This is a genomic window from Protaetiibacter intestinalis (assembly GCF_003627075.1).
GTDB classification, from domain to species: Bacteria; Actinomycetota; Actinomycetes; order Actinomycetales; family Microbacteriaceae; genus Homoserinibacter; species Homoserinibacter intestinalis.
In genome coordinates this window covers 904,519-919,983 of the sequence record NZ_CP032630.1, presented here as the reverse complement: position 1 = coordinate 919,983, position 15,465 = coordinate 904,519, and the positions used below count along the sequence as shown (strand labels likewise).

The 15,465-nt window shown below is 68.5% G+C and carries 9 protein-coding genes; 8 read left to right on the top strand and 1 reads right to left on the bottom strand.

Annotated elements, in window-relative coordinates; all coding sequences use genetic code 11:
* Complete coding sequence (locus D7I47_RS04475) at positions 1 to 822, bottom strand: spermidine synthase (RefSeq protein WP_120763799.1); 822 nt, start codon at positions 820 to 822, stop codon at positions 1 to 3.
* Positions 823 to 976: 154 nt separating this feature from the next.
* On the opposite strand from D7I47_RS04475, the gene D7I47_RS04470 reads away from it, so the two are divergent.
* The 8 genes from D7I47_RS04470 (at position 977) to D7I47_RS04435 (ending at position 15,353) form a co-directional block, all read left to right on the top strand.
* A complete protein-coding gene (locus D7I47_RS04470; RefSeq protein WP_120761938.1) occupies positions 977 to 1,705 on the top strand; it encodes a head GIN domain-containing protein in 729 nt (242 codons plus the stop codon).
* A 415-nt stretch (positions 1,706 to 2,120) separates the two neighbouring features.
* The gene (rpoB, locus tag D7I47_RS04465; protein WP_120761937.1) at positions 2,121 to 5,585 is read left to right on the top strand and encodes a DNA-directed RNA polymerase subunit beta; all 3,465 of its coding nucleotides are present in this window, start codon (positions 2,121 to 2,123) and stop codon (positions 5,583 to 5,585) included.
* 50 nt (positions 5,586 to 5,635) lie between these two features.
* The gene (rpoC, locus tag D7I47_RS04460) at positions 5,636 to 9,508 is read left to right on the top strand and encodes a DNA-directed RNA polymerase subunit beta' (protein WP_120761936.1); all 3,873 of its coding nucleotides are present in this window, start codon (positions 5,636 to 5,638) and stop codon (positions 9,506 to 9,508) included.
* An 83-nt stretch (positions 9,509 to 9,591) separates the two neighbouring features.
* Entirely contained in the window at positions 9,592 to 10,359 is a 768-nt protein-coding gene (locus D7I47_RS04455; RefSeq protein WP_120761935.1) for a hypothetical protein, read from the top strand.
* Positions 10,334 to 10,744 (top strand): hypothetical protein, encoded by a 411-nt coding sequence (locus tag D7I47_RS04450; protein WP_120761934.1) that lies wholly within the window; start codon positions 10,334 to 10,336, stop codon positions 10,742 to 10,744. Before D7I47_RS04455 ends, D7I47_RS04450 begins: the two co-directional genes overlap by 26 nt.
* A gap of 142 nt (positions 10,745 to 10,886) precedes the next feature.
* On the top strand, positions 10,887 to 12,542 hold the full coding sequence (locus tag D7I47_RS04445; protein WP_120761933.1) for a GspE/PulE family protein: 1,656 nt from the start codon (positions 10,887 to 10,889) through the stop codon (positions 12,540 to 12,542).
* 43 nt (positions 12,543 to 12,585) lie between these two features.
* Positions 12,586 to 14,094 (top strand): type IV pilus twitching motility protein PilT, encoded by a 1,509-nt coding sequence (locus D7I47_RS04440; RefSeq protein WP_227000835.1) that lies wholly within the window; start codon positions 12,586 to 12,588, stop codon positions 14,092 to 14,094.
* A complete protein-coding gene (locus tag D7I47_RS04435) occupies positions 14,094 to 15,353 on the top strand; it encodes a type II secretion system F family protein (RefSeq protein WP_157981630.1) in 1,260 nt (419 codons plus the stop codon). The genes D7I47_RS04440 and D7I47_RS04435 overlap by 1 nt, the downstream gene beginning before the upstream one ends.
* Positions 15,354 to 15,465 lie beyond the last annotated feature (112 nt).

Below are 15,465 nucleotides of genomic sequence, written 5' to 3'. Positions count from 1 at the left end.
TCACCGATTCGGGGGGATCTGGAAGATGTTGCGACCCGGGGGAGGAGACGCCACGGCCGTCGCATCCGTCACGACGCGCGCCCCCGCGATCCAGTCGCGCAGCTCGCGCCCGTGCAGCAGCTGGGCCGGATGCGGTCCGCCGGCGAGCAGGCGCGGCATCCAGTCGAGCGGCAGCGGCGCGGGCGAGCCGACGAGCACGAAGTTGCCGAAGCGGCGTCCCTTCAGCACGCCCGCCTCGCCGAGCACCGCGGTGTCGGCGAACACCATCCCGAGTGTGGCCGCCTGGCCGCGCGCGAACGCCGCCCCCTGCCCGTCGGCGATGTTGGCGAGCAGCACGCCGCCCGGCGCGAGGAACGCCGCGCACTCCGTGTAGAACTCGACGCTCGTCACGTGCGCGGGGGTGCGGGCGCCCGAGAACACGTCGACCACGAGCAGCTCCACCTGGCCGAGCAACCCCTTCGGCAGGCGCCCGAGCACCTCGCGCGCGTCGCCGTAGCGCACCCGGATGGAGGCGTCGCGCGGCAGCGGCAGCTCGCGCCGCACGAGCTCCACGAGCTCGGGCTCGAGCTCCACCACCTGCTGGCGCGAGCCCGGGCGGGTGGCCGCGATGTAGCGCGGGATGGTGAGGGCCCCGGCCCCGAGGTGCAGTGCGGTGATCGGTTCGCCGGGGTCGCCCAGCTGGTCGATCACGTGCCCCATCCGCGCGATGTACTCGAAGAAGAGGTGCGTGGGGTCGTCGAGGTCGACGTGCGACTGGGGGGTGCCGTCGACGACGAGCTCGTAGCCGCCGGTGAGCCGGTCGGGGCGCACCTCGGCCCGCATCCCGTTCGACAGGCGCACGCCCGGAGGTTCCTCCACGCCTCTATTGTCGTCGCCGTGGGGTTGGGGGGATGACCCCACCCGCCGCGGGGGTCGACCGGATGCCGCCCGCGCGCTCACGGCGGAAGGCTGGGGGCGAATCGAGAGGAATCCCCCCATGACCATCACCACCCCCACCACCCGCCGCGCCCTCGCCGCCGTCGCCGCGTTCGCCGTCGCCGGCGTCGCGCTCACCGGCTGCGTGCGTCTGCCGTCCGCCGCCCCGCTCGTCACGACCGAGCACGAGGTCTCGGACGAGGTGCACGCGCTGCGCCTCGAGAACTCGGGCGACGTCGTCGTGAAGCTGGGCGACGAGCCGGGGCTCACGGTGCGCGCCCCCGAGTCGGTCGTCGACCGGCTGACCGTCGAGGAGCAGGACGGCACCCTCGTGCTCGGCATCGACGGCGCCTCGCTCGGGGAGGGTCGCATCCGGTACACGCTCACCGTGCGCTCCTTCGACGAGCTGGAGCTCGAGGGCGCGGGCGATGTCCGCGCCGACTTCTCGGCCGCCGACACCGTGCGCATCCGGGTCGACGGCTCGGGCGATGTGCGCGCCGACGACGTCGACGCCGACGAGGTCTCGGTCGAGATCGAGGGCTCGGGCGACGTGCGCCTCGACGGCCGCGCCGCGGATGCCGACTACCGCGTGCAGGGCTCGGGCGACATCGACGCGCACGAGCTGCGCCTCGTCGACGCGGTCGCCGAGGTCGGCGGCTCCGGCGACATCGCCCTCTTCGCGACCGGTTCGGTGCGCGCCCGCATCGGCGGCTCGGGCGACATCCGGGTCTCGGGCGGTGCCTCCGTCACGAGCGAGGTCTCAGGCTCCGGCGACGTCATCCAGCTCTGACGGCCGGTCCCATTCACGCCGGTCCCATTTCAAGGAGTTCCGCAACCCGTCTCAAGGAGTCGGCGCGGCGGCGGGTGCCCCTGCGCCCCATCCGCCACACCCGTCACGTGGCCTCCTTGAGACGGGATGCCCGGGTCCTTGAGATGGGACGGTGACGAGGGGGTCGCGGGCCGCGGCGGCGGGGTTATAGACCCGAGTCGGACGGATGTCAAGGAATATGTGGACACGGCGCGTCGTTGAGGCCTATAGTTGTTCTTTGCGCTCCCCCACACCTGTGCCCTCATATTGCGGTCGGCCTTCGTGTGCTCCGGCGGCGGATCCCGAAAATGACGGCGGGATCGCTCGAGAGAAGCTGGGGCGCCTCTCCACTACCGACACACACTGAGACCGACGGGTCTCACGGAGGTTGTTTTCCTTGGCTGCTGCGCGCTCCGCATCCAGTAAGAATTCCCCCAAGAACGGTCGGGCCGCATCCCGGCTCTCGTTCGCGAAGATCACGGACACGCTGACGGTCCCCGACCTGCTGGCCCTCCAGACCGAGAGCTTCGACTGGCTCGTCGGCAACGAGGCCTGGAAGGCCCGGACCGGCGGCACCGACACCACGGGCCTCGACGAGATCTTCGAGGAGATCTCGCCCATCGAGGATCTCGGCGAGACGATGCAGCTGTCGTTCTCCCAGCCCGAGCTCGAGGAGCCCAAGTACTCCATCGAGGAGTGCAAGGAGCGCGGCAAGACCTTCGCCGCGCCGCTCTACGTGAACGCCGAGTTCATGAACCACATGACGGGCGAGATCAAGACCCAGACGGTCTTCATGGGCGACTTCCCGCTCATGACCGAGAAGGGCACCTTCATCATCAACGGCACCGAGCGTGTCGTCGTGTCGCAGCTCGTCCGCAGCCCGGGCGCCTACTTCGACCGCACCCCCGAGAAGACCTCCGACAAGGACATCTTCTCGGCGCGCATCATCCCGAGCCGCGGTGCGTGGCTCGAGTTCGAGATCGACAAGCGCGACCAGGTGGGCGTGCGCATCGACCGCAAGCGCAAGCAGTCGGTCACCGTGTTCCTCAAGGCCCTCGGCCTCACGAGCGAGGAGATCCTCGCCGCGTTCCCCGGCTACGAGTCGATCGCGTCGACGCTCGAGAAGGACGCCATCCTCACCAAGGAGGAGGCCCTCAAGGACATCTACCGCAAGCTCCGTCCGGGCGAGCAGGTGGCCGCCGAGGCCGCCCGCGCGCTGCTCGACAACTTCTACTTCAACCCGAAGCGCTACGACCTCGCCAAGGTGGGTCGCTACAAGATCAACCGCAAGCTCGGCCTCGACGCGCCGCTCAGCGACTCGGTGCTCACGATCGACGACATCATCGCGACGATCAAGTACCTCGTGGCGCTGCACGCCGGCGAGACCACCCTCCCGGGTGTGCGCGACGGCAAGAAGGTGGAGCTGCGTCTCGACACGGACGACATCGACCACTTCGGCAACCGTCGCATCCGCGCGGTCGGCGAGCTCATCCAGAACCAGGTGCGCACCGGCCTCAGCCGCATGGAGCGTGTCGTGCGCGAGCGCATGACCACCCAGGACATCGAGGCGATCACGCCGCAGACGCTCATCAACGTGCGTCCGGTCGTCGCCGCGATCAAGGAGTTCTTCGGCACCAGCCAGCTCTCCCAGTTCATGGACCAGAACAACCCGCTCGCGGGCCTCACCCACAAGCGTCGCCTGAGCGCGCTCGGCCCCGGCGGTCTGTCCCGTGAGCGCGCCGGCGTCGAGGTCCGTGACGTCCACCCGTCTCACTACGGCCGCATGTGCCCGATCGAGACCCCGGAAGGCCCGAACATCGGCCTCATCGGCTCGCTCGCGTCGTTCGCGCGCATCAACTCCTTCGGCTTCATCGAGACCCCGTACCGTCGGGTCTCGGGTGGCAAGGTGTCGAGCACGATCGACTACCTGACCGCCTCCGAGGAGGACGACTTCGTCGTCGCCCAGGCGAACGCCCCGCTGAACGCCGACGGCAAGTTCTCCGAGGCTAAGGTGCTCGTCCGCAAGAAGGGCGGCGAGGTCGAGCTCGTGGATGCCGACCAGGTCGACTACATGGACGTCTCGCCGCGCCAGATGGTGTCGGTCGCGACCTCGCTCATCCCGTTCCTCGAGCACGACGACGCGAACCGCGCCCTCATGGGTGCCAACATGCAGCGCCAGGCCGTGCCGCTGCTGCGTTCCGAGTCGCCGCTCGTCGGCACCGGCATGGAGGGCTACGCGGCCGTCGACGCCGGGGATGTCGTGACCGCCTCGAAGGCGGGCGTCGTCTCCGAGGTCTCGGCCGACGTCGTCACCGTGCAGCTCGACGAGGGCGGCACGCAGGACTACTACCTGCGCAAGTTCGACCGCTCCAACCAGGGCACGAGCTACAACCACCGGGTGCTCGTCAACGCGGGCGACCGGGTCGAGGTCGGCGAGGTCATCGCCGACGGCCCGGCCACCGAGAACGGCGAGCTCGCGCTCGGCAAGAACCTGCTCGTCGCGTTCATGCCGTGGGAGGGTCACAACTTCGAGGACGCCATCATCCTCAGCCAGAACCTGGTGAAGGACGACGTGCTCAGCTCGATCCACATCGAGGAGTACGAGGTCGACGCCCGCGACACGAAGCTCGGCAAGGAGGAGATCACCCGTGACCTCCCGAACGTGAGCCCCGAGCTGCTGGCCGACCTCGACGAGCGCGGCATCATCCGCATCGGCGCCGAGGTGCGCCCCGGCGACATCCTCGTCGGCAAGGTCACGCCGAAGGGCGAGACCGAGCTCTCGGCCGAGGAGCGCCTGCTGCGCGCCATCTTCAACGAGAAGAGCCGCGAGGTGCGCGACACCTCGCTCAAGGTTCCTCACGGTGAGGAGGGCACGATCATCGCCGTCAAGGAGTTCTCGGCGGAGAACGACGACGAGCTCGGCTCGGGCGTCAACCAGCGCGTCGTGGTCTACATCGCCCAGAAGCGCAAGATCACCGCGGGTGACAAGCTCGCCGGTCGTCACGGCAACAAGGGCGTCATCTCGAAGATCCTGCCGGTGGAGGACATGCCGTTCCTCGCGGACGGCACCCCGGTCGACGTGATCCTCAACCCGCTCGGCATCCCCGGTCGCATGAACTTCGGCCAGGTGCTCGAGACCCACCTCGGATGGGTCGCGAAGCAGGGCTGGAAGGTCGACGGCTCCCCGAAGTGGGCGGCGCGTCTGCCCAAGGAGGCGCACGAGGCCGCCCCGAACACCAAGGTCGCGACCCCGGTGTTCGACGGCGCGCTCGAGGAGGAGATCGAGGGTCTGCTCGACTCGACCACCCCGAACCGCGACGGCGTGCGGATGATCGACCACACCGGCAAGACGGTGCTGTTCGACGGCCGCTCGGGCGAGCCCTTCCCGGAGCCGATCTCGGTCGGCTACATGTACATCCTGAAGCTGCACCACCTCGTGGACGACAAGATCCACGCCCGCAGCACCGGCCCCTACTCGATGATCACCCAGCAGCCGCTCGGTGGTAAGGCGCAGTTCGGCGGCCAGCGCTTCGGTGAGATGGAGGTGTGGGCGCTCGAGGCCTACGGTGCCGCGTACGCGCTGCAGGAGCTCCTGACGATCAAGTCCGACGACATCCTCGGCCGCGTGAAGGTGTACGAGGCGATCGTCAAGGGCGAGAACATCCAGGAGCCCGGCATCCCCGAGAGCTTCAAGGTGCTCATCAAGGAGATGCAGTCGCTCTGCCTGAACGTCGAGGTGCTCGCCGCCGACGGCACGGCCATCAGCCTGAAGGACACGGATGACGAGGTCTTCCGTGCCGCCGAGGAGCTGGGCATCAACATCTCCACCCGCTTCGAGTCGTCGTCGATCGACGACATCTGAGCCGGGCCACAACAGGATTTCGTAGAGAAGAAGCGAGAGAGAACACACACGTGATCGACGCAACCACTTTCGATCAGCTCCGCATCGGCCTCGCGACGAGCGCCGACATCCGTGCCTGGTCGTACGGCGAGGTCAAGAAGCCGGAGACGATCAACTACCGCACCCTGAAGCCCGAGAAGGACGGCCTGTTCGGCGAGCAGATCTTCGGACCCTCGCGCGACTGGGAGTGCTCCTGCGGCAAGTACAAGCGCGTGCGCTTCAAGGGCATCGTCTGCGAGCGCTGCGGCGTGGAGGTCACCAAGAGCTCCGTCCGTCGTGAGCGCATGGGCCACATCGAGCTCGCCGCCCCGGTGACGCACATCTGGTACTTCAAGGGTGTGCCGAGCCGCCTCGGCTACCTGCTCGACATGGCGCCGAAGGACCTCGAGAAGGTCATCTACTTCGCCGCGTACATGGTCATCAACGTCGACGAGGACGGCCGTCACGCCGACCTCCCCGGCCTCGAGAACGAGCTCCGGCTCGAGGTGAAGGCGCTCGAGCAGCAGCGCGACGACCGCATCAACGCGCGTCTCGTGCAGCTCGAGGGCGACCTCGCTTCTCTCGAGGAGGAGGGCGCCAAGGCCGACCAGAAGCGCAAGGTGAAGGACGCCGGCGAGAAGGAGATGGCCCAGATCCGCAAGTCGTACGACGAGCAGATCGGTCAGCTCGAGCGGGTCTGGGAGGACTTCCGCAACCTCAAGGTCGGCGACCTGAAGCCGGAGGACTCGGTCTTCCACGAGCTGCAGGACCGCTACGGCCTGTACTTCGAGGCGTACATGGGCGCCGAGGCGATCCAGCGTCGCCTGCAGGCCTTCGACCTCGCGGCCGAGGCCGAGCTGCTGCACGACCAGATCGCCAACGGCAAGGGCCAGAAGAAGATCCGCGCCATCAAGCGCCTCCGGGTCGTCAACTCGTTCCTGCAGACCGGCAACTCGCCGGCCGCCATGGTGCTCGACGTCGTGCCGGTGATCCCGCCGGAGCTGCGCCCGATGGTGCAGCTCGACGGCGGCCGCTTCGCGACCTCCGACCTCAACGACCTCTACCGTCGTGTGATCAACCGCAACAACCGTCTGCGTCGTCTGCTCGACCTCGGTGCCCCCGAGATCATCGTCAACAACGAGAAGCGGATGCTGCAGGAGGCCGTCGACGCGCTGTTCGACAACGGCCGCCGTGGTCGCCCGGTCACCGGTACCGGCAACCGTGCGCTCAAGTCGCTGTCCGACATGCTCAAGGGCAAGCAGGGCCGGTTCCGTCAGAACCTGCTCGGCAAGCGCGTGGACTACTCGGGCCGTTCGGTCATCATCGTGGGTCCGCAGCTGAAGCTGCACCAGTGCGGTCTGCCGAAGCAGATGGCGCTCGAGCTGTTCAAGCCGTTCGTCATCAAGCGCCTCATCGACCTGTCGCACGCGCAGAACATCAAGGCCGCCAAGCGCATGGTCGAGCGTTCGCGTCCGCAGGTGTGGGACGTGCTCGAGGAGATCATCCGCGAGCGCCCCGTGCTGCTGAACCGTGCGCCGACGCTGCACCGTCTCGGCATCCAGGCGTTCGAGCCGCAGCTCGTGGAGGGCAAGGCCATCCAGCTGCACCCGCTCGTCTGCACGGCGTTCAACGCGGACTTCGACGGCGACCAGATGGCCGTGCACCTTCCCCTCTCGGTGGAGGCGCAGGCCGAGGCCCGCATCCTGATGCTCGCCTCGAACAACATCCTGAAGCCGTCGGACGGCCGCCCGGTCACCCTGCCCAGCCAGGACATGATCATCGGTCTGCACCACCTGACCACGGTCAAGGAGGGTGCCGCCGGTGAGGGTCGCGCGTTCAGCTCGATCTCGGAGGCGATCCTGGCGAAGGACGAGGGCACCCTCGACCTGAACGCCAAGGTGCGCATCCGTCTCGAGGGCGTGTACCTCCAGGACGCCGACGAGGACTTCGTGCAGGGCTCGACCAAGGTGCTCGAGACGACCCTCGGTCGCGCGCTGTTCAACCAGGCGCTGCCGGTGAACTACTGGTACACCGACGCCGTCGCCGACAAGGGCAAGATCTCCGCGATCGTCAACGACCTCGCGGAGCGCTACCCCAAGGTGGAGGTCGCCGCGGCGCTCGACCGCATCAAGGACGCCGGCTTCTACTGGGCCACGCGTTCGGGTGTGACGGTCGCGCTCAGCGACATCGTCACCCCGAAGGACAAGCCCGCCATCGTGTCCAAGCACGAGAAGCAGGCCGCCAAGATCCAGGGCGAGTTCGACAAGGGTCTCATCGACGACGCGACGCGCCGCAAGGAGCTCATCGACATCTGGACCGAGGCGACCAACGAGATCGCCGCCTCGATGCAGGAGAGCTACCCGAAGGACAACAACATCTTCCGGATGGTGTCCTCCGGTGCCCGTGGTAACTGGCTGCAGGTGCGCAACATCTCGGGTATCCGCGGCCTCGTCGCGAACCCGAAGGGTGAGACGATCGCCCGTCCGATCATCTCCTCGTACCGCGAGGGTCTGTCGGTGGCGGAGTACTTCATCGCCACGCACGGTGCCCGCAAGGGTCTCGCCGACACCGCCCTCCGCACCGCGGACTCCGGGTACCTCACGCGTCGTCTCGTCGACGTCTCGCAGGATGTCATCATCCGCGAGGACGACTGCGGCACGACCAAGGGCCTCGAGCTGCGGATCGCGGTGAAGGTGGGCGACGAGCTCGTCCGCGACGAGAACGTGGAGAACTCGGTCTACGCGCGCTCGCTCGCCGAGGACGCGGTCGACGCGAAGGGCACCGTGGTCGCGGAGGCCGGCTCGGACGTCGGCGACGTGCTCATCAACGAGCTCATCGCCGCGGGCGTCGAGACCGTCAAGGTGCGCTCCGTGCTCACCTGCGAGTCGGCGGTCGGCGTCTGCGCCGCCTGCTACGGCCGTTCGCTCGCGACCGGCAAGCTCGTGGACATCGGCGAGGCGGTCGGCATCATCGCCGCCCAGTCGATCGGCGAGCCCGGCACGCAGCTCACCATGCGTACCTTCCACCAGGGTGGTACCGCGGGTGCGGACGACATCACGCAGGGTCTGCCGCGTGTCACCGAGCTCTTCGAGGCCCGGACCCCGAAGGGTGCGAGCCCGATCGCGGAGGCCGCCGGTCGCATCGAGATCGAGGACACCGACAAGCAGCGCCGCATCGTCCTCACGCCCGACAACGGCGACGAGCCGCAGATCTACCCCGTGCTCAAGCGCGCCACCCTCCTCGTGGAGGACGGCCAGCACGTGGAGCTCGGTCAGCAGTTCGTGGTCGGCAACCTGGACCCGAAGGAGGTGCTGCGCGTGCAGGGCGTCCGCGCCGTGCAGCAGCACCTGGTCGACGGCGTGCAGGGCGTCTACCGCAGCCAGGGTGTGCCGATCCACGACAAGCACATCGAGGTCATCGTGCGTCAGATGATGCGCAAGGTGACCGTCGTGGAGCACGGCGACACCGACCTGCTGCCGGGCGAGCTCGTGGACCGCGCGCGGTACACCGAGCTCAACCGTGCCGCGATCGTCGAGGGCAAGAAGCCCGCGTCGGCGCGTCAGGAGGTCATGGGCATCACGAAGGCGTCGCTCGCGACGGAGTCGTGGCTGAGTGCCGCGTCGTTCCAGGAGACCACCCGCGTGCTCACGCAGGCGGCGATGGAGGGTCGCTCCGACCCGCTCGTCGGTCTCAAGGAGAACGTCATCATCGGTCAGCTCATCCCCGCGGGAACCGGACTCTCGAAGTACCGGAGCGTGGCGGTGGACGCGACCGAGGAGGCGAAGGCGGAGCGGTACCCCAACCGCATCTTCGCCGACGACTCGGCGTTCTCGGAGGCCGACCTGAGCTTCGTCGACTTCGACAGCTTCAGCTCGGACGACTTCCAGCCCGGTACCTACAACTAGGTGATCCACCCGGAAGGCCCCGCGCGAGCGGGGCCTTCCGGCGTTAACCGTCGCTAGGCTGATGCCGAGCGAAGGAGCACGCCATGGCGAACCCCACCGAACCGCAGACCCCCCTCGAGCCGGAGCCCGTGGAGCCCGTGGCGGCATCCGAGCACCTGGGTGTCGAGCCGGTCGTCCCGGAGGTGGACGAGGCGGAGGTCGTGGACGACGTGGCCGAGCCGGTCGTCGTCGAGCCCGTCGCCCCGGCGGCGGTCCCGCTCGCCGACCCGAGCCCGCGCGAGGTCGTCTACGTGCAGGCGCCCACGCCGCCGGCGCCCCGCGGCAACCGCGGTTTCGGCGTGCTCATCTCGATCATCGGTGCCATCGCGTTCGCCCTGCTGTACCTCGGGGCCGCCTCGATCATCATCGCCTTCACCCCCGGCGCGAACGTCGAGGCGAGCATCGGCAAGTTCCTGGTCAGCGGCGCCTTCTGGGCACCCGTCGCGGCGTATGCCGTCTTCGCCGTGCTGTTCGCCCTCATCGTGAACCGCGCCGCCTGGTGGGCGCACGTGATCGGAAGCCTGTTCGTCGCGGCGCTCACCTATGCCGCCTCGATCGCGGCGCTCGCCCTCGCGAGCAACATCTTCGCGATGACCCCCGACCAGGCCGTCGACTTCTTCGGCATCGTCGCGGTCAGCCCCTTCCTGCTGAGCGCCCTCGCGCTCGCCCGCGAGGCTTCGCTGTGGTTCGGTCTCGCGATCGCGTCGCGCGGTCGGCGGGTGAAGGAGCGCAACGCGACCGAGCGGGCGCTTTTCGAGCAGAGCGTCGCCGAGCGTCGTGCGGAGTATGAGCGCGCCCACCCCCACCCCTGAGCCGTCCCGGCATCCCGAGCGGATCGCGGGGATCTTCGTCGCGGTCGTGTGGGCGTCGATCGTCTTCGCCGTCGACGGCGTGCTCGCGGTGGTGCTCGATCGCGACCCGATCGAGCTGCCGGTCGGTCCGTTCTACGGCGTCCTGGCGCTCGGGATCGCGATGCTCGCGGTGTACCTGGGGATCGTGTTCACGGTGCCGGCGCCGCGCCCGTGGCTCGGGGCGGTCGCGACGGCCGCCGCCGTCTACCTCGTGACGCTGGCGTCCGGGGCGCTCGTCGACACCTCGCTCGCGCTCGCCCAGGCGGGCAGCCCCTTCGTGCTCACGGCCGCCGTCCTCGCGGCCGCCCCGCCCATCGCCTGCTGGGCATATTTCGCGAGGCGCTGAACGCTACCCCCCGCATGCGGGTATCGTCCCCGCGGCATACGGCGGATAGCCTGACGCTCTCGGGGATGTGGGGTTCCCGGAAGCGGCGCCGCTCGGGGGGGCAGGCGCCGTGAGATCCGTGCAGATCACCTAGGGGGGTGGCATGGCCTCCCTGTCCGAGATCCTGATCATCCGTGGTCAGCTGCCGATCACGAGCATCGATGCCGCCGCGGGTGACGACGAGCCGCAGATCCGCGAGCTCGTCGCGCAGGGCATGCTGACCGAGGGCCAGGTGGCGTCCGCGCGTGCCGCGCAGATGAACCTGCCGTTCGTCGACCTGACCGAGTACCCGGTCGACCACTCGGCGGTCGCGCTCGTGCCGATCGGCCTGCTGCGCCGCCACGAGGTGCTGCCGATCGGCCGCGACGGCGACCGCCTGCTCGTGGCGATGGCCGACCCGAACAACGTCGTCGCGCTCGACGACATCCGCGCCGCGGTGCGTTTCTCGGTGCGCGCGGTGGTGGCCGAGCGTCAGGATCTGCTCAACGCGATCACCCGCTTCGTGCGCGCCGACAGCGAGCTCAACGACCTCTCGAGCGAGATCGAGGGCGACGCCGAGTCGACCGGATCCGAGCTCGAGCGCGCGGAGGTCGAGGACGACGCGCCCATCGTGCGCTTTGTGAACCTGCTCATCAGCCAGGCCATCCAGGACCACGCATCCGACATCCACATCGAGCCGGCCGAGCACGACCTGCACGTGCGGTACCGCATCGACGGCGTGCTGCACGAGATGCAGCGCGCGCCGAAGTCGATCCAGAACGGCGTCATCAGCCGCCTCAAGATCATGAGCGACATCGACATCGCCGAGCGTCGCAAGCCGCAGGACGGCCGCCTCTCGGTCATGCACGGCGGCCGCAAGATCGACCTCCGCGTCGCGACCCTGCCGACGGTGTACGGCGAGAAGGTCGTCATGCGTATCCTCGACAACTCGTCGACGCAGCTGGGCATCCAGCAGATGGCGATGCTCGACCACAACCTCGAGCGCTTCAGGAAGTCGTACTCGAAGCCCTACGGCATGATCCTCGTGACCGGTCCGACCGGTTCGGGTAAGTCGACGACGCTCTACACGACCCTCAACGAGGTCGCGAAGCCCGAGATCAACGTCATCACCGTCGAGGACCCGGTCGAGTATCGCCTGCCCGGCATCAACCAGGTGCAGGTGAACGTCAAGGCGGGCCTCACCTTCGCGAGCGCCCTGCGCAGCATCCTGCGTTCGGACCCGGATGTCGTGCTCATCGGTGAGATCCGCGACCAGGAGACGGCCCAGATCGCGATCGAGGCCTCGCTCACCGGCCACCTCGTGCTCTCGACGCTGCACACCAACGACGCCCCGAGCGCCGTGACGCGTCTCATCGAGATGGACATCGAGCCGTTCCTCGTGGGCTCGGCGCTCGACTGCGTGGTGGCCCAGCGTCTCGCCCGGCGGCTGTGCGACAAGTGCAAGCAGCCGTACCACCACCCGCCGGAGGAGCTGCAGTCGCTCGGCTTCGCCTTCGACCCGCGCATGGGCATCCCGACGCTGTTCCGTCCGATCGGCTGCCAGCACTGCTCCAACACCGGCTACCGCGGCCGCATGGCGCTGCACGAGGTCATGAGCGTCACGGAGGACATCGAACGTCTCGCGGTCGCGCGCGCATCGAGTGCCGAGATCGGCCGCGTCGCCGTGCAGCAGGGCATGTACACCCTGCGGCAGGACGGCTGGGGCAAGGCCCTGCTCGGCATGACGAGCATCGAGGAGATCCTGCGCGTCGTCGCCTGACGGCTCGTTTCGGAGGTTCCGCATGGAGGGGGAGGACCACCGCGTGAACAACAACATCTACGAGATCCCGTTGACGGATCCCGCGGCACCGCCGTTCGGCGTGCCGGGAACGAGCGGCACGCTGCCGCCGCCGCACGGCGTGCTGCCGCCCGACGCGGCGCCTACGGTGGACTTCTCGCAGCTGCCGCCGCCCGGATCGAGCGCCCCGCCCGTGGTCGCCGAGCCGCAGGCGCCCGCCCCCGACCTGTCGGCGCCCGCGGCCTTCGAGTCGTTCTCCGCGGCACCTGCGACGCCCGGCTACACGCCGCCGCCCGCCGTCGACCTGCAGGTGCCGGTCTTCGACGCCGAGGCCGCGCGGGGTCCCGCGCTCGTGGCCCCGCCCATGGCGAGCGCGCCCGCGAGCGCCGAGTCGATCCTGGACGACGATTTCGCCCGCGCCGCTCGCGCGAACGCGGATGCCGACCTGCTGCACTGCCTGCAGGAGGTGCTGCTCGCGGGCGCATCCGACCTCCACATCTCGACCGGCACGGCACCGCTGCTGCGCATCGACGGCACGCTCACGCCCGTGCACGAGCAGGAGATCTGGGACCGCGAGAAGACGGCGACGGCGCTCTACAGCATCCTGTCGCCCACCCAGCGGGCCAAGTTCGACGAGGTGCTCGAGCTCGACTTCGCCTTCACCCTCTCGGCGAACGCCCGCTTCCGTGTGAACTTCTACCAGCAGCGCGGCGCGATCGGCGGTGCGTTCCGCATCATCCCGACCGAGATCAAGTCGCTCGGCCAGCTCGGCGTGCCCGGGCAGGTGGGGGAGTTCGCGAAGCTGCCGCGCGGTCTCGTGCTCGTCACCGGCCCGACCGGTTCCGGCAAGTCGACGACCCTCGCGGCGCTCATCGACCTCGTGAACAACACCCGTCGCGACCACATCGTGACGGTCGAGGACCCGATCGAGTTCCTGCACCGCAACAAGAAGTCGCTCATCAACCAGCGCGAGGTCGGGGCCGACACCCACTCCTTCGGCAACGCCCTCAAGCACGTGCTGCGTCAGGACCCCGATGTGATCCTCATCGGCGAGCTCCGCGACCTCGAGACGATCTCGGTGGCGCTGACCGCGGCCGAGACCGGTCACCTCGTGTTCGCGACCCTGCACACGCAGAGCGCGGGCTCGACGATCGACCGTGTCATCGACGTGTTCCCACCGCACCAGCAGGACCAGATCCGCGTGCAGCTCGCGGCGACCCTGCAGGGCGTCGTGTGTCAGACGCTCGTCAAGCGCTCGACCGGCCGCGGCCGGGCGGTCGCGACCGAGATCATGTTCATCACGCCGGCCATCGCCAACCTCATCCGCGAGGGCAAGACCTACCAGGTCACCTCGGCGCTGCAGTCGGGTGCCGCGGCAGGCATGCACACGATGGACCAGCACCTGTCCGAACTCGTCAACGGCGGTGAGGTGCCCTACGAGGCCGCCATGGAGAAGGTGCAGGACCCCGAGACGTTCAACAGGCTCGTGACCCGGCGCGATCTCGCCGGCAACGGCGCCTCGAGGAGCATCTGATGGCCGCGGGTGCGGCCGCCGCCGTCGCCGGAGGCCCCCGGAACTGGAGCTACCGCGCGCGAGACGCATCGGGCAAGGTCGTCAAGGGGAAGCTCGACGCCCCGACGGAGAGCGCCGCGATCGACCGTATGCGCGTCATGGGGCTGAGCCCGGTCAAGCTCGACGAGGTGGTGGCCGGCACCGGCCTCAACCGCGAGATCGAGATCGGCAACGGCGCCCGGGTGAAGCTCAAGGACCTCGCCGTCGTCAGCCGCCAGGCGGCGACGATGGTGAGCGCGGGCCTGTCGCTGCTCAAGACCCTCAACGTGCTCGCGGAGCAGACCGAGAACAAGAAGCTGAAGACGACGCTCGGCATGGTCGCGCGCGACGTCGAGGTGGGCTTCTCGCTCTCCGACGCCCTCGGCAAGCATCCACGCGTGTTCCCGCCCCTCATGATCAACATGGTGCGGGCCGGTGAGATCGGCGGCTTCCTCGACGGCGCCCTCAACACGGTCGCCGTGAACTACGAGAAGGAGGCGAAGCTCCGCGAGCAGATCAAGTCGGCGATGACCTATCCCGTGATGGTGCTCATCATGTCGCTCGTCGCCGTGATCATCATGCTCACGTTCATCGTCCCGATCTTCAAGACGATGTTCGCGGGCTTCGGTGCCGATCTGCCGTTGCCGACGCAGATGCTGGTGACGTTGAGCGAGTCGATGGTCTTCGTCGTGCCGGTCGGCATCGTGGCCGGGATCGCCTTCGCCGTCTGGTGGAACGCGAACAAGAACACCGAGAAGGTGCGAAGTTTCGTGGATCCCATCAAGCTCAAGCTGCCGGTCTTCGGCAAGCTCACGGCGAAGATCGCGATCACCCGGTTCTGCCGCAACCTCGCCGACATGGTGAACGCCGGCGTGCCGATCCTTCAGGCGCTCAACATCGTGGGGGAGGCCTCCGGCAACTGGGTGATCGAGCAGGCGGCGCGGAACGTCGCCAACTCGGTCCGGGTGGGCAAGTCGCTCTCGGGTCCGCTCGCGGAGGAGAAGGTCTTCCCGGCGATGGCCGTGCAGATGATCTCGGTCGGTGAGGATGCGGGCGCGCTCGACACGATGTTGTCGAAGGTGGCCGACTTCTACGACGCCGAGGTGCAGGCGACGACCGAGGCGCTCACCTCGATCATCGAGCCGTTGCTCATCGCCTTCCTCGGCATCGTCGTGGGCAGCATGGTCATCGCGCTGTACATGCCGATCTTCCAGATGGTCAACGTCGTCGGCGGCGGATGACCCCTGACGTGGGGCTACCCGAGAGGTGTATGCCGCCACGATCATCTAAGCGTCGAGTCAGAACCGTATTGGGGGGGACGGCTCGCGAACCATCAACAACCAAGTGGAAATG